The sequence below is a fragment of the Paenibacillus sp. GXUN7292 genome (genome assembly GCF_050864975.1).
Taxonomy (GTDB): Bacteria; Bacillota; Bacilli; order Paenibacillales; family Paenibacillaceae; genus Pristimantibacillus.
The window spans coordinates 148,137-166,324 of record NZ_JBOZWO010000006.1; the positions used below are offsets into that span (position 1 = coordinate 148,137).

Annotated in this window: 19 protein-coding genes and 2 pseudogenes; 18 read left to right on the forward strand and 3 right to left on the reverse strand. The window is 40.0% G+C overall.

Going from position 1 to position 18,188, the window contains the following annotated elements; translation table 11 throughout:
* Nucleotides 1-59: 59 nt before the first annotated feature.
* A pseudogene (locus tag ACRRU2_RS08125) lies at nucleotides 60-175 on the forward strand (VOC family protein); the annotation flags it as partial.
* 239 nt (nucleotides 176-414) lie between these two features.
* Complete coding sequence (locus tag ACRRU2_RS08130; protein WP_432500703.1) at nucleotides 415-987, forward strand: YdcF family protein; 573 nt, start codon at nucleotides 415-417, stop codon at nucleotides 985-987.
* A 74-nt stretch (nucleotides 988-1,061) separates the two neighbouring features.
* Here the strand turns inward: ACRRU2_RS08130 and ACRRU2_RS08135 are convergent, their stop codons facing one another.
* A complete protein-coding gene (locus tag ACRRU2_RS08135) occupies nucleotides 1,062-3,131 on the reverse strand; it encodes a hypothetical protein (protein ID WP_432500704.1) in 2,070 nt (689 codons plus the stop codon).
* A 236-nt stretch (nucleotides 3,132-3,367) separates the two neighbouring features.
* On the opposite strand from ACRRU2_RS08135, the gene ACRRU2_RS08140 reads away from it, so the two are divergent.
* From ACRRU2_RS08140 to ACRRU2_RS08205, 14 genes and pseudogenes are all read left to right on the forward strand, one after another.
* Nucleotides 3,368-3,832, forward strand: a complete 465-nt coding sequence (locus tag ACRRU2_RS08140; protein WP_432500705.1) for a VOC family protein — start codon at nucleotides 3,368-3,370, stop codon at nucleotides 3,830-3,832.
* Between the two features lie 142 nt (nucleotides 3,833-3,974).
* A complete protein-coding gene (locus ACRRU2_RS08145; RefSeq protein WP_432500766.1) occupies nucleotides 3,975-4,307 on the forward strand; it encodes a PadR family transcriptional regulator in 333 nt (110 codons plus the stop codon).
* Entirely contained in the window at nucleotides 4,300-4,656 is a 357-nt protein-coding gene (locus ACRRU2_RS08150; protein ID WP_432500706.1) for a DUF1048 domain-containing protein, read from the forward strand. Before ACRRU2_RS08145 ends, ACRRU2_RS08150 begins: the two co-directional genes overlap by 8 nt.
* A 140-nt stretch (nucleotides 4,657-4,796) precedes the next feature.
* The gene (locus ACRRU2_RS08155) at nucleotides 4,797-5,399 is read left to right on the forward strand and encodes a TetR/AcrR family transcriptional regulator (RefSeq protein ID WP_331699341.1); all 603 of its coding nucleotides are present in this window, start codon (nucleotides 4,797-4,799) and stop codon (nucleotides 5,397-5,399) included.
* A gap of 5 nt (nucleotides 5,400-5,404) precedes the next feature.
* Nucleotides 5,405-6,151 carry a type I methionyl aminopeptidase gene (gene map, locus ACRRU2_RS08160; RefSeq protein ID WP_432500707.1) on the forward strand — a complete coding sequence of 249 codons (747 nt, stop codon included), beginning with the start codon at nucleotides 5,405-5,407 and terminating at the stop codon, nucleotides 6,149-6,151.
* Nucleotides 6,152-6,378: 227 nt separating this feature from the next.
* Nucleotides 6,379-7,599 carry a hypothetical protein gene (locus ACRRU2_RS08165; RefSeq protein WP_432500709.1) on the forward strand — a complete coding sequence of 407 codons (1,221 nt, stop codon included), beginning with the start codon at nucleotides 6,379-6,381 and terminating at the stop codon, nucleotides 7,597-7,599.
* Between the two features lie 165 nt (nucleotides 7,600-7,764).
* A complete protein-coding gene (locus tag ACRRU2_RS08170) occupies nucleotides 7,765-8,823 on the forward strand; it encodes a hypothetical protein (protein ID WP_432500710.1) in 1,059 nt (352 codons plus the stop codon).
* Nucleotides 8,824-8,906: 83 nt separating this feature from the next.
* Nucleotides 8,907-9,509, forward strand: coding sequence for a hypothetical protein (locus tag ACRRU2_RS08175; RefSeq protein WP_432500711.1), 603 nt, complete (start codon nucleotides 8,907-8,909; stop codon nucleotides 9,507-9,509).
* 303 nt (nucleotides 9,510-9,812) lie between these two features.
* Nucleotides 9,813-10,076 carry a CDP-alcohol phosphatidyltransferase family protein gene (locus ACRRU2_RS08180; RefSeq protein ID WP_432500767.1) on the forward strand — a complete coding sequence of 88 codons (264 nt, stop codon included), beginning with the start codon at nucleotides 9,813-9,815 and terminating at the stop codon, nucleotides 10,074-10,076.
* A 754-nt stretch (nucleotides 10,077-10,830) separates the two neighbouring features.
* Nucleotides 10,831-11,391: a GNAT family N-acetyltransferase gene (locus ACRRU2_RS08185; protein ID WP_432500712.1), complete on the forward strand. Its 561-nt coding sequence runs from the start codon at nucleotides 10,831-10,833 to the stop codon at nucleotides 11,389-11,391.
* Between the two features lie 207 nt (nucleotides 11,392-11,598).
* The gene (locus ACRRU2_RS08190; protein ID WP_432500713.1) at nucleotides 11,599-12,024 is read left to right on the forward strand and encodes a hypothetical protein; all 426 of its coding nucleotides are present in this window, start codon (nucleotides 11,599-11,601) and stop codon (nucleotides 12,022-12,024) included.
* Nucleotides 12,025-12,859: 835 nt separating this feature from the next.
* Nucleotides 12,860-13,342, forward strand: a complete 483-nt coding sequence (locus tag ACRRU2_RS08195) for an NUDIX hydrolase (protein ID WP_432500714.1) — start codon at nucleotides 12,860-12,862, stop codon at nucleotides 13,340-13,342.
* 737 nt (nucleotides 13,343-14,079) lie between these two features.
* Entirely contained in the window at nucleotides 14,080-14,406 is a 327-nt protein-coding gene (locus ACRRU2_RS08200) for an ArsR/SmtB family transcription factor (RefSeq protein ID WP_432500715.1), read from the forward strand.
* Nucleotides 14,407-14,496: 90 nt separating this feature from the next.
* Nucleotides 14,497-15,498: pseudogene (locus ACRRU2_RS08205) on the forward strand (NADP-dependent oxidoreductase).
* 159 nt (nucleotides 15,499-15,657) lie between these two features.
* Here ACRRU2_RS08205 and ACRRU2_RS08210 read toward each other — a convergent pair.
* Together ACRRU2_RS08210 and ACRRU2_RS08215 are read right to left on the reverse strand one after the other, a co-directional pair.
* On the reverse strand, nucleotides 15,658-16,242 hold the full coding sequence (locus tag ACRRU2_RS08210) for a TetR/AcrR family transcriptional regulator (RefSeq protein ID WP_331702254.1): 585 nt from the start codon (nucleotides 16,240-16,242) through the stop codon (nucleotides 15,658-15,660).
* Nucleotides 16,239-16,700, reverse strand: a complete 462-nt coding sequence (locus ACRRU2_RS08215) for a DUF1348 family protein (protein WP_432500716.1) — start codon at nucleotides 16,698-16,700, stop codon at nucleotides 16,239-16,241. Before ACRRU2_RS08215 ends, ACRRU2_RS08210 begins: the two co-directional genes overlap by 4 nt.
* Nucleotides 16,701-16,813: 113 nt before the next feature.
* Between ACRRU2_RS08215 and ACRRU2_RS08220 the strand changes: the two genes are divergently transcribed.
* Both ACRRU2_RS08220 and ACRRU2_RS08225 read left to right on the forward strand, forming a co-directional pair.
* Nucleotides 16,814-17,260, forward strand: a complete 447-nt coding sequence (locus ACRRU2_RS08220) for a hypothetical protein (RefSeq protein ID WP_432500717.1) — start codon at nucleotides 16,814-16,816, stop codon at nucleotides 17,258-17,260.
* 253 nt (nucleotides 17,261-17,513) lie between these two features.
* On the forward strand, nucleotides 17,514-18,188 hold the full coding sequence (locus tag ACRRU2_RS08225) for an HAD family hydrolase (protein ID WP_432500719.1): 675 nt from the start codon (nucleotides 17,514-17,516) through the stop codon (nucleotides 18,186-18,188).

The window sequence follows — 18,188 nt, forward strand, 5'->3', positions numbered from 1 at the left end:
AAGGGGACAGCCGGCTGTGGTTAAAGAATTTGATGATAGACAGGAGTTAAATACAAACCGAAAATGACAGTTATTTTCCAACAGATCAACTGGTGATGTTAAATTTCCAAGTACATAGAAGTTTATATGGATTGAAGATTCAGAAGGCCGACTGATCGAGCTTTGGGAGAAATAACAGTGGTAATTCATAAGTTTCTAAACATACTGATGTCCAGCTATAAGATGAGTTAAAAGGGTGTATGAAAAAAGGGCGGTATATAAGATTATGAATGTGTTAGAAAAATTACCAGATCCGGAAGGTTTAAGACTGTAATACAGAGGAAGTTTATCGAGAATTGAAAACAATGGGGTTAATTTAACATTATTCTATCATTGAAATTTACGCAATAAGCCATAAATGAGGCAGGTGAGAGATTGAACTTAATTTTTATTAAACGATTATTAATAGTAGTCGCAAGTCTGTTTATCTGGTTTATCATTCACACGGCTTTCATTGTAATAGATGGGTTGAATGATGAATTGAAACCTGTCGACATAGCTGTAGTGTTAGGTAATAAAGTAGAAGATAATGGACAGCCTTCTGAGCGGTTAAAAGCAAGATTAGATAAGTCCGTTGAACTTTATGATGGGGGTTATTATACTTTTATCATTGTAAGTGGTGGTATTGGCAAGGAAGGCTTCGATGAAGCAAAGGTTATGAGATCTTATTTAATAGATAAAGGGATACCTGAAAATAAAATTATAGAGGATAATAATGGGTACAATTCCTATATGACCGCCCAAAATACCAGCAAGATTATGGATGAATTAAAATTTGACTCCGTTATGATTATTACGCAATATTTCCATATATCTAGGACAAAATTAGCGTTTAGAAAAATGGATATTGAAGAGGTTTATTCCGCTCATGCGGAAATCTTTGAGTTTAGAGATATTTACTCAATAATACGAGAATTCCCGGCATATTATAAGTACCTTTTTAAATAAGAGGTGAGGACATGAAGATGATGTTCCTCACCTTTTTTATGTACCTATATGTCGAAGTGTGAAAGTTATCAGCGTCAATTTGCATTTCTGGTAAGTACATCCCTCAAATTAAGCAGCGTTTCCTTTCGGATACGGTAGTAAGTGGCTCGGCTCATATGCAACTGAGCAGCAGCCGCATCCACAGTAAGCTGCGGTGCCTCGGCATATTGTTTAAGCAAGGCAAGATTGTTCTCATTAAGCGGAAAAGGAAGCGGGTGTAAAAATATCCTTTGCAATTTTTGTTGTAATTTTAACCCTGTACAAGATAGCTTTCCTGCTAACTCTGTCTGAGACAACGACTCAGGATCGTTGATTAAAGAAATCGCCGTTTTAACCTCTTTTTCCGTCAGCTCGAAATTTTCAATTTTACTTTCATAGTCAGGAGCAAAATGAATCAGATCAAGAATTTGATCAACAAAGCTTGTGCCGCGCCAATCCTGTTCATGAATAGCTACCTTAGCGCCCTGAAAGAGGTTGTTTCTGATTTGATCCTGCAACGCCCGAGTCCGAAATCCGGCATTCTGCAAAAACTCGTTTGTCTCCTCGTATGCTGTTACTATGATATAGCGCATTCCAATGGATTTATGAAAAATCAGCTCTTTCGTGACGATACCGACCAATTCGTGATAGGTATGGATGGGGTCGCTCGGCGACGCGCTTGCACGCAAATGATAATAAGTGTCAGCTTCCTCAATGGACATTTGTCGCAGCCGTTTGATCTCCTTAGGAAAAATAGTATCCAGCAAACCGGGAAAAAGTCGTTCCAATAACGCTACGGTCTGTTTATACAACAGCAGCCCAGCAGTAAAAGCCAGCGGTTTCCCTTCTGAATTGCGGTACACGCGAATACCATTCGGAAAATGTGAAGATAAGAGATCCATAATAGCATGATCGATTTCGACTGAAAAGGAGTATTGCGACTCTTCCTTCATCATTTGATGCAAATGGGGCAGATCAAAGGGCTGAAAAGATTCCATATACATCGAATTCTGATTATGGCTCATCAATACCGAAATGGAATGGATATGATACATATCCTGACAGGTCGATAGCATAACGGAAGCGATTCGTCTCTGCTCATGATTGGTTGCTTGCTTTAGTTCTATCGCGAGCTTTTTTATAATACGGTGCCACAACGCCTTATAACGATCAGGCTCGCGAAGCCGAAAGTCCTGAACCAGAAAGGTTCGCGCAACATCATGCAGAGCAATTCCACCAGCCGCTGCTGGCCTGATAAAGGAAAGTTGACAGATCCGCTGAAGCCCCGCCGAAGTCAACGGAGCGCCAAGAAATTTTCCCAGCCACTCAGGTGTCGCATGGGGGACAATGCACAATATATCGATAAGATCTTTAAACTCATCTGAAGCGGATTCACGCAACATGCCTGCACTGATCTGCATCGGTACCGGCCAGGCGGACGAACCTGTTTGTCTTTCTGGACTCCACAAGCGCTCGACAAAGAGAACCATCGCCAAAGGCAGTCCACGAGACTGGCTAACCAGCTGATTCATTTCATTCGTATTATTCCAGCCTCTTTGTCTCAAGTATTGCAGTGCTTCTATATGAGAAAAGGGTTCAAGACGAACACTTCTGCAGCGGCTGCTCCACGCCAGATCGTTTATCCATTCAACCGATAAGTCCTGTCTACCTGCAACCACCACGAGCAGGTTCGCTGCAGGAAAGCTAGACAGGAATACTTCGCGAAGCCAGCCGTCGATTCGCTGTATGGCTTCGTAATTATCGATGCACAATACTGTCTTCCTTGCCGCTATAGCAGTTACAAGCTCCTTGAAGGGGTTGCCGAATGTATGATTGTCTTGCGGATGAGATAAATAAGAATGATACAGAGCTTGTATAAAGCCAGCAGGGGAATCCGTACAAGTTCGGCCATCGAGCCAAATTGTATGTACGGCTTCCTGATGCGCTAGACTAATAAATTGAAGCATTAACGCAGATTTCCCCACTCCCCCTATACCGGAAAGGAACAGTACTTCAGTGGGGGCCTGCACACGCTTCAGCCAATCTTGTACCAGGTCAAGCTCCGATTTTCTACCTATAAATAAGCGGTTTCGTTCAGCATCAAGTATTTCAGAGAGTTTTTGCAAGGAATATGCTCCTCCTTCAGTACGTTAGTGTTAGGGGTTATATCGGAGCGATTGCTACCTTTATTATTCGACAATTGTAGCAGCAATCCTTTCTTGCAAGCGTCAGATAATTATTATGGTAGTTTAAACGGAGCGGCTTTCAGCGGTTCCATTAGCACTATAAAAATGATAAATTATCTGTCTGTATTTGTGGTAAAATTAGGAATAACTAAGTTATTGTGAGGGAGGAAAAGGATATGCAGGCAAATGAGGAAATCAAAGCAGAAGAAAGACTAGAAGACCTTACGGGATTAACTTGTATTTATGTACCAGTAAATGATGTTTATAAGTCTATTAAGTGGTATCAAAAAAATTTGGGATATCAACCTGCAAACAACGACCGTGTTAAACACGGGATGGAGACGGCTGTTTTGAATTTTCCCGATCGGAATGGAAATCTGCCTTCACCTGGTTTAAGGCAAGTCGTACCCGCTTTGTTCCTTCACAAATCGGATGAAGAAGGCGGTCGCCTGCGATTTTCATGGTCATTAGACAACGGAAAACCCCACGCAATAGCATGTTTCATTTCTCCGCGAATCGAGGAGCTATTTGAACGTTTTAAGAAAAACGGAGTGAATATTTTAGGAGAAAGGATGACAAGCGGACCTAACATAACTTTCGCAGATCCTGACGGTAACATTTGGGAAGTCTGGCAACCATAACCACCGATGACTTTACGCTTGCGGGCAGATTAGATGAAAATGTAAAATTCGTGTTTGATAAATCACCTATTCAGTGTTACTATATAGTGGTAGTAAGTAATACTGCATATCAGTCATACAAAATAGATAAGGAGCGATTGTTCTGGAAAACCTGACAGAAATGCTCAAAGGCGTGCTTGAAGGTTGCGTACTTGAAATAATAAGCCGCAAAGAAACCTACGGCTATGATATTACGCGGCAGCTGAACGCCCTCGGCTTTACCGATGTGGTAGAAGGAACGGTATATACCATACTGCTAAGGCTTGAAAAAAACAAGCTGGTACATGTCGCCAAAAAGCCATCCGATAAGGGGCCAGCACGAAACTTTTTCACGCTTAACGACGCGGGGCACGAAGAATTGCGGCGGTTCTGGAAAAAGTGGGAATTCGTTGCATCGAAAATGAATCATTTAAGAGAGGATGAATCCAATGTCTGAGTTCTTCGATAATTATTTGAATATCAAAAAAATGCTGGAGAGCAAGCGTGAATATAACCAACAGATGGCGAGAGTGGAAGCCCTGCCGAAAGACTATCAATACGTATTCAAGAAAATTCAAGGGCATATGTGGAAGTTCGCGGCGGGATCCGGATATGACATGATGCAAATCCACTACGGCTTGATCGATCTGTTTGAGACTGGCGCGGCGGACGGCAAGCATGTTTTGGAGATTACTGGCGAGGATGTGGCCGCGTTCTGCGATGAGCTTTTACGCAGCGCCAACACATACACGGAAAACTGGCGTGAGGCATTCAACCGCGACATTCTGAAAAAACTGGGGAAATAAAAGGAAGGGGCTAATGGCTGGGATGCCATTAGCTTTGTTATTTTGTCAACGAACAATTGAATCGAAACACTTGATCCATACTACCAAATGGTATATATTATTTTTGATTGACATTACAGCAGGTCTAAAAAGGAGGAGCTATGTCACCACGTACTAAAGAACAAAACGACGCGATCCGAGAAATGCGAATGAACCAAATTATGCAAGCAGCTGCGGAAGTATATTTGGAGAAGGGGATTCAATTGGAAATACGCGATGTTGCGGCTAAGGCAGAGCTCGGCTACGGAACCGTGTATCATTACTATAAAAATAAGCATATGCTTTTGGAAGATATGCTTTGGGATGCTCTGAATCAAATGGAATCGGCAGTACTGCCCGCTTTGACAGGGGACAGTGGCAGTTTGCTAAAAGCCGAGTCGTTCTCCAGGCTGCTCCTGTCCAAGTGCATCCAGGATCCTTCCGTATTTATTTTGATTAAAACGATTGCGGATAATTTTCTTCACTTCCCGGGAAATCGGTTCAACAAGTTGTTTGGCGATTTTCAGAAACGGATCTATTTGCCATTTGTGGAAATGATTCGTGAAGAAATCGATTCCAAATCGCCAGAGAAAACAGCAAATTTGATATTTGGCTCGCTTGTCGGCTACACAGCATTGAACATTCACCACAATATGCGAATTGAAATGGATGTGGAAGGGATCGTCAATATGATTTTTACAGGCATACAATCAAAGGAGAGATAAATAGAATGGTCATTCTGAAAACGAAATCAGAAATTGAAGAAATGAAAAAAGCCGGCCAGATTGTCGCTGCTTTTCATCAATCAATCGCTGGTATGATCCGACCGGGTGTTACAACGCTCGATATCGAGACATTCGCGGTGCGGTTCCTGAAGGAAAATGGCGCAAAGGCTTATACGATAGGCTACAACGGGTATCCATATGCAACATGTGCGTCTGTCAACGACGTCATTGCACACGGTTTCCCAAGCCGAAAGCCGCTCAAGGAAGGCGACATCGTCAAAATCGACATCGTCGCGGAAGCGGATGGCTGGATCGGTGATTCAGCATGGTGTTATGAAGTCGGCGAGGTATCGGAAGAAGCACGTAATCTGATGCGGGTAACGAAGGAATGCTTGTATCTTGGTATCGAAAAAGCTGTCGTTGGAAACCGGATCGGCGATGTGATGCATGCGGTCCAAACCCATGCTGAGCGAAACGGATTCTCGGTAGTGCGAGATCTGCTTGGTCATGGAGTAGGAAGGAAGATGCACGAGGAACCTAATTATCCCCATGTTGGTAAACCCGGAAAAGGATTCCGTTTGAAGGAAGGGATGGTTTTTACGATCGAGCCGATGCTAAATGCTGGAAAAGCGTTAATGACTATTGATGCCGACGGATGGACCGCCAGAACCGCTGATGGCTCGCTTTCCGCACAGTACGAGCATACAATCGCTATTACTGCGGATGGACCGATTATATTGACCGAACAATAGAATTCAATTTTACACTTTTTCAAATTTGATTTTAGCAGTTATTTCATCCATATATCCTGTCGATGATCTTGATTTAAGAGGGGCAAACTAACGGGCGAAATGTAAAAAATAGGACGAAATCCTCTTTTACATCAAGTATCAACAATTGGTAATTGGTACATGAATATAAAAAGAACAGCCATAGGTATCCATTTTACTCCCTGTTTTAATAAGAAAGGATGAAAGAAATGCCAAATAGTAACCAATCTCATCCACCTGTTGGTTCGATTAGTGAAAGTGGCCGATATTCCATCGACCTGACAGGCCTTCACAGCCATACGCTTGTCATTAAGCCCGGCGTAGGGAGCCTTTCCATTGGACCGTTACAATTGGGCAAGAAGGCAGACCTGCACGTTGAACCTCATATAAATATCGATTGGACTGTATTTGAGGCCTTTGCCACGCCGGCCGGCTCACCCTGGCCACGATTTCTGTACTACACAGGCGGTGACACCAGCTTCCTCGACTGGGCTCGGAATCGCCCCATTGAAGAAATGACGTGGGTTCCGGTCCTGTCTGAGGATACCGTAGCGGACGCCAGCCAGTCCAAATTGTATAACTTGCATATCAAGCTGGACCAGTCCGACAAACGGTTCCACCTAAAGCTTCCGAAGCGGCAGCTCCCTAATTATTCTCGCCTGAGTGTGTCAGGTGATCTGTCACGCTTCTCGGCCGCTGGCGATATGCCGTATTCTCTCACACTTGCCCCAAGCACCAGCCGACGCAATAACGGTGTTCCCTTTCTGCTGCCTGACTTAGGTGAGCTGCATCAAGTTTCAAATTTGACACTTCAGAACGAACCGCAGGCACAGCCTATCTCGCTGGAGTGCCTAAGTCGTTTCCCAAACCTGACATCACTGAGTTTGTGGGGCAACTTCTGTGACTTGGACCTGTTGGCTAACCAGACCCAGCTAACAAATCTGGAGCTGCGCTTCATGCCTGATCTGGGTGACTTACCTTCCTTGGCTGCATGGCCGCTGCTTGACCGATTCATCGCCTTCAACGTGGAGGAAATCACTGGCAAGCGCTTGCGGCAGCAAATAAAAGCACGGGCCAACACCCGCCCGTGGACCAATTATACTTCAGTGAGCCAACTGCGCAAGCCTGAGTGGTGGACGAATGAGTTCGGCCGCCCGTTTTCATCCTGGCCCAAACGTCTAGCCAAGCTGGCTAACGAAGCCTATGATACTGCACAGACAGCCTTGGCACAGGCTCGCAGCCTTGCCGATGCAGAAGCAGCCATTACTGCCTTTACTGTGCGCTTCAATACGATCAAAGGCATCGAGACTACTGAACGTGAAGATCTAGGCGAGGCGGTATGGCAGCTAGGCCAGTCTGATCATCTGATCGGCCAGCCTATACCGGAAGAGATGGCTCAACGCTGGTTTGACGCAGCGCGCGATTACTGAATGAAGGAAAAGTTTGATGTGATTACAGTAAACGAGTAAGTTTATGAATTTCCTCATCACTCTAAAGAACCAGATAAACTAGATCCACAACTATAGATGTGGGTCTAATTGTTTTATACCCAGGCTGAATTATTCGCCGCATCAGAATTATATGGGGGGAAAACTATGAAAAACAAATTTGCAAATATCATTTCTGCAAAGAAAAAGAGAAACAGCGCGATTGCCCTGCTTAAAGTTATGCTGGCCGTCAGCATTTTAGGGGGATTCATCGCCTGCAACAAGGATAGTAGCGAAAATAAGCTTTTGACAAAGTTAGGATACACAAAAAGTCTTCTCACAAATATTATTGATAATAGAACAACATTTTCACAGGACAATGAACATATAAACCAAATTATTAAATCATTACCGCTGCAGGATGAAGCTGAATACAAATCATTTTCTTTAGAAGATGGTCAGAAGAAAGAAATCAACTTTGCATACGAGTTTGACGGCGGCATGAACGCATCAGACCCTTTTCCTGAAACGGTTTGGGAAAACAATGCCTTACTTTTGTTTGCCTCTGTAGAAGGCTTAGAAAAAGTAAACTTTTTACATTATGCTAATCAAACCCTTTACAAGACTGATTCATATACAATTGATGATTTGTCCTTGCGTTTTGGAGATTTTAAACCTTTGGATTCAGGTTTTTCGGATTTGTACAATTCTCTGGCGACAAACATCCAATTACCCGAACTATTTTTCGGATACCCTTTCAGAATGTTTTTGGGTTATTCTTTTGAGAATGTTTCTGACCGTTACGGTGAACCAGATGAAATATGGCAGCAGCCTGATGGCTCCACCGTATTGATATATACGGAGCATAGCGTGCTTTCTCGTAAATTTCCATCCATTGATCTGAAAGATAATGATTCCGGATATACAGCCATCTATTATTTTGATAATCCGACTGCCAAAACAAATGATAATCTCGCCGGACTATTTGCAACAAAGTTTGTCCGAGGTCCTGCTTACGGCAAGACTTACGCCGATATTATGGACGAATTAGGCTTGCCGTCTACAATCAAAGTCATGGGCGGGGGCGATAAATATATAACTTACCCGCTTAGAGAGGGGCAACAACGAAACGCTTACTTTATTTTACATAATGAAAAAGTAATCGAGGAAGGTGTCATGTACGGAGATGATTACACAATATTAGACTTTAAGCAGGAACCTTCTTAAAGTGATGAAACGTGAATATACTGTCATAGGTAAAATAAAATTACATAAGCTTTCGAAAAAAAATATTTGTTTGAGGGAATTATATGAATAAAGCGAATTTGAAAAAGAATATAATCAGATTTCTTATTTTATTTGTTGGGGTTTTCATTATTTACAGTATTTATATTCACATAGAGTATAGACATTATATTAGTCAGAGTCTAGATAGAAATTATCAATACTTATCGTCTATATCTGTTATAGGCGATAATTTGGCAAATAGGCTTGAGAAATTCGTTCAATTGCCTATTGAAAAAGAAGGAATTAGCGAAGTGAAAAGAGAGTTGTACGACAATTGGAGGATTGTTAACGGAGAAAATAAAAGCATTTTTTTCTATTTATCTGTTATATCAACCCTGCATACAGGAGACGAAGCATCTGATTGGAGCCTACTGCAATACAGCTTATTTCGTGTTGATAGCTTTATATATGGTATGACTAATAAGTTTCTTGAACATAATTCTTATGCTATAAGTAGAGAAGAAAATGAGAAGATGTTAGCAGTAATTACAATTTATAAAACAATTCGTGCACAAACGGATAATAAGTCAGCAGACTTAGAAATCATCTTACAGTCTATAAAGGAACCAATGCTAGTAATAGACGAATATTACCCAAGTATACTTGAGCAAATGGGTAGGTTCTAACGGGTAAAAGAGTTGAATGCAAAGGCATAAGGATACAACGAAAATTTCCGTGTGACCTCGTTTAGTTAATGTACAGTAACACAGTGATCATGTGAAAGGGTGAGTTTAATGGATATACTATTTGCACTAATAGCATTTTTTTTCATGTTGGCATTTCTTAGTTCTTTTCGAGCAATAGTAAATAGAGAAAGCAAGAACACTACCACGCTTATTGTTTTCACATCTTTACTCTTTGGAGGCTTGTTTTGGGTTTGTATGTATATATATGCACAATAGTTCAAATGTAAAGCGGCAGTCGCCATAATTGGAAGAGAAATTATTATAACTGGAATTAGAATAGTGGCGTCATCACAGAAAATTGCTTTACAAGCAGATCAATATGGAAAGGTTAAAATGGTATTTCAAGTTATTGCGATTACAGCTGTTTTGTTAAATAACGGCCCAATTAGCTTCGTAATTGAATTTCCAGTCGACCAAATACTTATGAATGCTGCATTGATCTTAACCATCTATTCTGGCGTTAACTATATAAAGAATAATTATCACACATTAAAGCTTAACTCATAAAGCACACATATGCAGCTATAAATTATAACGTCAGTAAGGTATCTATTTAAGTTGAATGGATGCCTTCTTTCGTTATGCTGATAGGTATCGGATAGGTTAGTTCGAATCTAAGTACAAAAAATACATTTAATTAATCCCTTGTTTTTGTTCCGTTACAACTTTATTATGGATATAATTGAGCAATCATCCTTATGAAGGAAATCATGTATAATATGTCATCCAGTTGGAGGTGAAACATGTCTGATTTTTTAGTGTTTTGGCCCGTTATCATTTTCATTGTTTACGGACTATTCATCTTACTTGGATTAACTACACTTTATTTAATTATAAAACTATTGATCAGAGCGATTGCAGCCCTGGATATATATTTAGATGAAAAGAGAAATAGGCGATTTTAGATCGGCCAAACTATGTACTAACAGAGATAAGAGCAAAGCGATGGAACCGATCGATCCATCGCTTGCTTTAAGTTGTTGGAAATTCGCTAAACTAACAGGCAGAATAAACAGAATATAAAAACAAAACATTAAATTTCTCTACTAATAGTGGGAAATTAAATTAGATGAACACTCAGAGATTGAACCACGAGGCTGCCTCAGATGATCGGCAGCCTCGTTAAGCTATTGGCAGTATAGCGCAAAAGTTTCGCGAATATCCTACATATGGATTTGTTTATGAAGTTCGTGAATAAGATGTTATAGGAAATCAACGCAAAACCAAAAATCATAAATCAAATTATTAAGGAGCTGTTTTTTTGAATGCAATATTATTTGATTTTCCAAGCAATTTTTTTACTGATAGATTACTCATAAGAAGTCCTCATCCTGGAGATGGCAAGGTTGTTTACGAATCTATAATGGCTTCAATTAATGAATTGAAGGAATGGCTGCCGTTTGCTCAGAAAGAGCAAACAGAAGAAATAATTGAAACCAATCTTAGAGAAGCACATTTGAAATTTTTAAAGAGAGAAGATCTTAGATTTCTTATATTTAACAAAGTGACTAATCAATTTATCGGATCATCTGGTTTGCACAATCCTAATTGGGATATACCAAAATTTGAGATTGGATACTGGATTGATACTCGACATAGTGGAAATGGGTACATGACTGAGGCTGTAAAAGGAATTTCTGATTTTGCATTTAATGAGTTAAAGGCAAGAAGAGTAGAAATTCGTTGTGATACATTGAATGCTAAGAGTAGATCTATTCCTGAAAGATTAGGATTTACGCTTGAAGGAACATTAAGAAATGAAGATACATCTGTTGATGGAAGTACGTTGAGGGATACTTATATTTATGCAAAGATTAAATGAAATATTTGCTCGTACTTCGAAGAAGGCGGTGACATCCTATAACACCATATTCATGCATTGATCCTTTCGGATCTCGGTCCGCAGAAGTGAATTCTAGAAGTATAAGCTGCGGACACATCCATTCCCCAAGATAAGAGCTATCTAAGGGGAATGGACGTCGTGAATATATAAACGTTATCTGTAATCGAGGGAATAGAGGGAAATAATATGAAGCATGTAACGATTCTATTTGTTTTAATTTTGTTTAGTTCTGCATGCGCAAATCAAGCATCTAATCAAGAAAATGAAATTTCATACTGGTACACCGGTGACTTCATTAGTCTCGTTGATCAAAGAAAAGAACCTATAAATAAGGAAATGAAAGTAGAATATACATTGCAGATGGAGAACTTCAATCCAATCGAGGAGATATTTAATAAATACAATAGTCAATTCTCAGAGGATAACGATAAGTACAAACATGTTGAAATTACTAAGAGAACAATGATTTATGAATATCATAATAATATAAGGAAAGTAGTTCCTGCAGAGAATATTAGAGAATCAAAAAGACTTGAATTATGGATAAACCCTTACAAACATTCAGAATATATGATAGAAGCAGTTGAGATTTATATATTAAGTGATGATTGAAATAGAGTATTCAACGAAGTCCTCGACATCAGATAACAATGTGTTCACGCATCGGGAGACAAGCCCCCTCGGTCCCGGAAGGCAAGTCGAAGAAGCATTTGCCGGGACACATCCGCACCACCTTAAGGTCACTACGTGACCTTAAGGTGGTGGGACGTCGTGAACACGGAAACGTTATCCGAAACTTCCGAGCGAATGTATTGAGCGTCGATGCTACGTAGTAAAGTACTTAAAAGTTTACTTAATCTTCAGGAATGTAAAATCATTAATCACATAAATTAATAAGTATTCCTAGCTTAGGGAGGGAAAAGTTATGGAGACATTTGGAAGGGGATGTCTTTGGCTAATTCTTGGAGCCATGGGATTATTAATTATTGCCTTTATCACCAAGAGTACAATTAATATTCCGTGGTTTATATTCATACCAGTCGTAATAATGGTGTTTTGGATGGCATCAAAGAAAAGCAAAAAGTAATAAAAACTTTGTCCTAAAGACTTTAATTTAATAATTTTGTTTTAAAGTTGTAGTTTTAATTCACTTGATTAAAGTGTAGATAAGTTCGAATTGAGTAAGGAACCCGAAGAAGTCGGAGGCATCGGATAATATTATATTCACGCTTTGATGCAATCGCTCCTCGGTCCAGCCGGAGTACGAAGTGATTCGAAGAGGCATTTCAGCAGCAGGGAAGATTATTCAGCCGGACACTCTTCCGCACCACTTAACTGCAACGCGGCCGCTCCCGTTGGTCGCTTAAGGTGGTGGGACGTTGTGAATTTATGATCGTTAGGCGACATTCCACAGTACAAACCAAAAAAATCTTTGGAGGTATTATTAATGACAATGCCGACACATATTTTAGCAGTTGGTGGGTTCGTTGAAAACGAACAAGGGAAAATCTTGCTGGTCAAAACACAGCATGGGGGTTGGGTCTTCCCCGGTGGACAAGTGGAAGTAGGTGAAAATTTAATAGATGCCTTGGTAAGAGAGATAAAAGAAGAAAGCGGAATAGATGTCACCGTATCTAATATTGTAGGAGCTTATTCAAATACAGCTCAATATAAATGGCATGATGGAGTAACTGACATACCAACTAAACTCATGTTGGATTTTACTTGTAAACCGATTGGAGGAGAACTGACCACTTCTGAAGAAACTTCAGAAGTGGAATGGGTAGTAAAAGAACGAGTATTAGATTATATCTCTCAGCTTGCAATTCGTACAAGATATCAGAAATATTTAGACTCTAAAGGCCATATAACTTATATGGAATACATAACAAAACCTGATTTTGAAATCAGAGTAGATAGAAACAAATAATAATTGATTATCGGCTGGCTCTCGGTCCGCAGAAGTGAGTTTAAGAAGTATACTCTGCCGACACATTCATTCCCCTAAGGTAAGGGCTAACTAAGGGGAATGGACATCGTCGTGAATACATAACGTTATGCGAAATGTTCGAAAAATTATTGATAGGTGGAGAAGTGCCATATTTTATTTATATAAAGACTATAATGATTGGATCCTTGATTATGATAGGGAAATAATTGATAAGATATTTGAAGGCATATCTTAGGTGTCAATCACTTCGAATACACTATATTCATTGATCAGGCAATTCCCATGGTCCGAAACGGATGGATTTGGAAGGGAAGTAGTTTCAACTGGACACACTCGACTTCTTCGAGAGTCGTGAAAATACAAAACGTTAGTAATTTACGTATGTATGGAAAGGAATATGTGAAGGTATGGATTAATCCATTTTATCACCTACATCAATATAGTGAAAATAAAGTTAGAAAAAGAAATCCATCATACAAATTACAAATGCTTATATTTTTTCAACTAATTGAAATATATCTTTCGTGGGAGAAACAACTAGCCAGTTCAAATGAGCCTTATTACCTTAAATTGTGGATAGAGGCAATTCGAAGAAGTGGCAACTTCACCTAACACTTAACTGAACAACCTTTAAGAAACCTGGAACTTGATCTTATAAATGAAATAGTTTATATTTGTTTAAGTGATTAAACCAATGAACGGAAAGAGTGAAGTGTATGAATCAAGTTGAACATATTCAGAAACAATTTAAAGAGTGTATCCCTCTACTGGAAGTGCTGACGGACGAAAACCGTCAAGCCATTATTATGTTGCTGGGACAGCACAAGTCAGGACTTAATGTCAATATGATAGCAGAACATATCAAATTGTCCAGACCGGCCATCTCCCATCATTTGAAGGTGTTAAAACAAAATGGCTTCGTTAATTTTGAAAAAAAAGGCGTTGAAAATTACTATGTACTGACTCTCCAACATCCCCTTGAGCAAATTAAATCATTAATTACCGCCGTGGACGCGGAGTGCAACAGATTTCTTAGCGACTGACAATAGACATTTGGAAGCAGTTATAAATAGATTTTTTCGCACCATTAGTTCATTCGTTTAAACCAATAATCATATGGAAGGTGAAGTATAATGAAGGCTATGATCATTAAGAAGTACGGCAAGAACTCTCCATTGATTATGTCAGAACTGCCCACACCTGACGTCGGGGAACACGATGTGCTCGTAGAAGTTTATGCAGCTAGTCTAAATCCAATCGATTTCAAAATAAAGGAAGGGAAAATGAAATTCCTTCTAAAGTACAAATTTCCTTTAATTTTGGGGAATGATTTCTCTGGGATTGTAGTCAAGGTAGGTGATCGAGTGAGCGCATTAAAACCTGGTGATGAAGTTTATGGAAGACCACGCAAAAGCCGTATCGGCACATTGGCGGAATATATTGCAGTACACGAAGAAGATATTTCGTTAAAACCGAGGAATCTAAATTTTGAAGAAGCTGCATCCATACCACTTGTCGGACTTACAACTTACCAAGCCTTTACCGATATTTTGCATCTTCAAAAGGGCCAAAAAATTCTGATTCATGCAGGTTCAGGAGGCGTTGGGACGTTTGCCATTCAACTGGCCAAATTAATGGGAGCTTTTGTTGCCACAACAGCAAGCGATAAAGGTTATGATTTGGTGAAATCATTGGGAGCCGATCTGATTATTAATTATAAAAATGAGAATTTTTAAGAGAAGCTTACCGGATATGACGCTGTATATGATACTTTAGGTGGAGAAGCCTTGAAAAAATCATTCCGTATACTGAAGCCAAGCGGGCAAATCGTATCCATCTCTGGCGTGCCAAATGCAAAATTTGGGAAGGAAGCAAAATTGGGGTGGATGAAAACGGCAATTTTGTCCATGGTAAGCCGTAAGATCAACGCACTTGAGAAGAAGAACCAAACGAGATATCATTTCCTTTTTATGAAACCTAGTGGAGCTCAATTAAAGATTTTAAAGGAATTTATTGAAGCTGGTCATATTAAACCTATTATTGATAAAGTATATCCGTTAAAAGATGCCGGGCAAGCATTCCAGTACCTTGAAGGCGGAAGTGCCAAAGGAAAGGTAATCATTAAAATAAAGTAATTATAATGGCTGTGATGTCCCATTAGAGCGACAAGCATAGTTGCAAGTGCGATTTTCAAGAAAGGGCCATCCGCAAAAGATTGGCCCTAAAACTTGCCCTTACAGACAGTGCGGAGAACCGTGTCAGCTTTTTGGGATAGGTGAAGGTCAAACCCCAGCCTAGTTTAAACCATGAGGATTCGCCTCTAAAAATCCCGCTACTCGCTCAGTAAGACCTGCCAAGGTACGTTCAAAAACGGTCTCGTCATTGAGTGCTCTACTGAGAATCAATCCGCCTTGAATGCTGACAATCGTCTCCTCTGAAATTTTGATAGCGGCTTCCATGGTCGCACCTGCTCGAACAATTGCAGCACTTAAAGCATCGATCCACCTTTTAAAATACTGTCGAATCATTGAAGCGAATCGGTCCCGAGTCTCGTCAAGGGCAAAAGCACCGACAAGACATATTCGTTGCCCTGACCGAAAATACGTATCGATCTCACGCCACATGTTTTGAATAGCGGCATGGGGTTCGTCTCGTTCGAGCGGTTCAAATATGTTGCTTATAAACCATTTATCAATGTGTGCGAGAATCTCGGCGGCCATTTCTTCTTTCCCCCCAGGAAAAAAATAATAAAGACTTCCTTTGGAAAGACGTGTGCGAGCAGTAATTTTGCTCATAGATGCACCCTCGTAACCGAGCTCACGAAAAACCTCAGCAACCATCGGAATGACATCAGCCTTTTCAAATACGCTACGAGTCATAGGCCTAATTCGGTTAGACCGGGATGGTCATCGGGACGCCTACCGAGCGGCCAATGGAATTTACGTCCGTCTTGACTGATGGGCATATCATTGATCGACGCAAACCTGCGCTTCATCAAGCCATTGTCGGCAAACTCCCAATTCTCGTTCCCATATGATCGAAACCAATTTCCACTGTCATCATGCCACTCATATGCAAAGCGTACTGCAATTCGGTCATCGGTAAATGACCAAAGCTCTTTTATGAGCCGATAATCCAATTCTCTAGCCCATTTACTTGTAAGTAACGAGACAATTTCCTTTCGACCAATTGGAAATTCGGTGCGGTTTCTCCAATAGCTATCCTCTGTATACACAAGTGAAACACGGTGGGGATCGCGACTGTTCCAGCTATCTTCTGCCATCCGGACTTTTTTAATTGCGGAATCACGAGTAAATGGGGGAATAAGTGTACCCAATAAAATCTCCTCACTCTCTATACTGTTTGGTACATTATAAACCGATTGGTTTACAAAATGCAAGCTACACAGAATAATAAGAAGAGGGCTAAGATAATAGGAGGAGTGTTAAATTGAAGATATTTTGTACAGTTTGTATTCATTTAATATTGTTATTCACCCTGTTGGCTTGTGATAACTCAACAGTATCATCACCGCAAATAAATCAAGAGGTCTATGTAGAAATACCTAGTATCACAATTCGTTCAGATGATACTTCTATACCTTATATTTCGAGACTGGTAGATACTAGCGACAATCTTCATGGTAGGTCCGGTGATTTCAAGAAAATCAAGACTAATCAAAGTAAAATCCCTTACATTCAACTTGGCGAAGAAATCCAACTGAAATTGCAGCACGATCCACCTGTGTCATACACTTTATTTGATGATATTTTGAATGAAAACGGAACTAGAAAGTATAGTCACTTATCAACTCAAGAAGTGATCTTTCATTTCGAGGATAGAATAGGAACATTTTTATTAACACCGAATGCGGCTTCTTATCTTAGTTCTGAATAGTCAGAATTACTCTCCAGGTAAAACCATTCGAGGATTTACATTAGTATGTTATTGGGATAATCAAACAGTAGAGTACTCGTTTATCGTAAGAACGGACGCATCTTAAATTCTACAAGGTATTTCATCATTTGATTTGGTTTTTTACTCGTTATGGTGCTTTTCTTATGCTCGCGAGAACGTTTTTCTGTAAACTTTTCTTAGGGGATAATATGTGTTAAAGTTTGGATAACAATGGAAACAGGAGGCGTTGTTTTTGAAGAGCCTTTTGGGTATTAAAGCGGTGCTCTTTGATTTGGATGGTACGTTATTAGACCGTGATACCTCACTTGCCTTTTTCATTCGTGACCAATATGACCGATATTCGCACCTTCAAGTTGTTGATAAAGATATTTTTGTGCAACGTTTCATTGAGCTCGATAATCACGGATACGTTTGGAAAGATAAAGTTTATCGGCAGCTTATAGATGAGTTCTCTATCTTAGAGGTAGAATGGACAGAACTTCTAACTGATTATTTGAATGGATTTAAAAGACATTGTGTAGGTTTTCCTAATTTGATGAATATGCTTACAGAGCTAAGGAACAGCGGTATGAAGATAGCACTTATCTCAAATGGTTATGGACAATTCCAGTACGACAATTTTAAATCATTGAGTATTAGTCATTTGTTTGATGAAGTTCTTATATCCGAATGGGAAGGATTGCGTAAGCCTGACCCAGCAATTTTTATTAGAGCGTTATCTAAACTCGGAGTGGAAGCAGCGGAGGCACTTTTTGTAGGGGATCATCCCGAAAACGATATAAGAGCAAGTCGAGCTGTTGGTATGAAGACAGCGTGGAAACGAAATAATACAGTATCTTCTTGTAGTGTTGATGCCGACATAATTATTGAGAATTTAGGAGAATTGACCCAATACATATTAAGCTAA

Bases quoted from the DNA above. Each gene is read 5' to 3' on its own strand.
- ACRRU2_RS08140 (WP_432500705.1), top strand. From the start codon at position 3,368: ATGCAGGCAAATGAGGAAATCAAAGCAGAAGAAAGACTAGAAGACCTT.
- ACRRU2_RS08150 (WP_432500706.1), top strand. From the start codon at position 4,300: ATGTCTGAGTTCTTCGATAATTATTTGAATATCAAAAAAATGCTGGAG.
- ACRRU2_RS08155 (WP_331699341.1), top strand. From the start codon at position 4,797: ATGTCACCACGTACTAAAGAACAAAACGACGCGATCCGAGAAATGCGA.
- map (WP_432500707.1), top strand. From the start codon at position 5,405: ATGGTCATTCTGAAAACGAAATCAGAAATTGAAGAAATGAAAAAAGCC.
- ACRRU2_RS08165 (WP_432500709.1), top strand. From the start codon at position 6,379: ATGCCAAATAGTAACCAATCTCATCCACCTGTTGGTTCGATTAGTGAA.
- ACRRU2_RS08170 (WP_432500710.1), top strand. From the start codon at position 7,765: ATGAAAAACAAATTTGCAAATATCATTTCTGCAAAGAAAAAGAGAAAC.
- ACRRU2_RS08175 (WP_432500711.1), top strand. From the start codon at position 8,907: ATGAATAAAGCGAATTTGAAAAAGAATATAATCAGATTTCTTATTTTA.
- ACRRU2_RS08190 (WP_432500713.1), top strand. From the start codon at position 11,599: ATGAAGCATGTAACGATTCTATTTGTTTTAATTTTGTTTAGTTCTGCA.
- ACRRU2_RS08195 (WP_432500714.1), top strand. From the start codon at position 12,860: ATGACAATGCCGACACATATTTTAGCAGTTGGTGGGTTCGTTGAAAAC.
- ACRRU2_RS08200 (WP_432500715.1), top strand. From the start codon at position 14,080: ATGAATCAAGTTGAACATATTCAGAAACAATTTAAAGAGTGTATCCCT.
- ACRRU2_RS08210 (WP_331702254.1), bottom strand. From the start codon at position 16,242: ATGACTCGTAGCGTATTTGAAAAGGCTGATGTCATTCCGATGGTTGCT.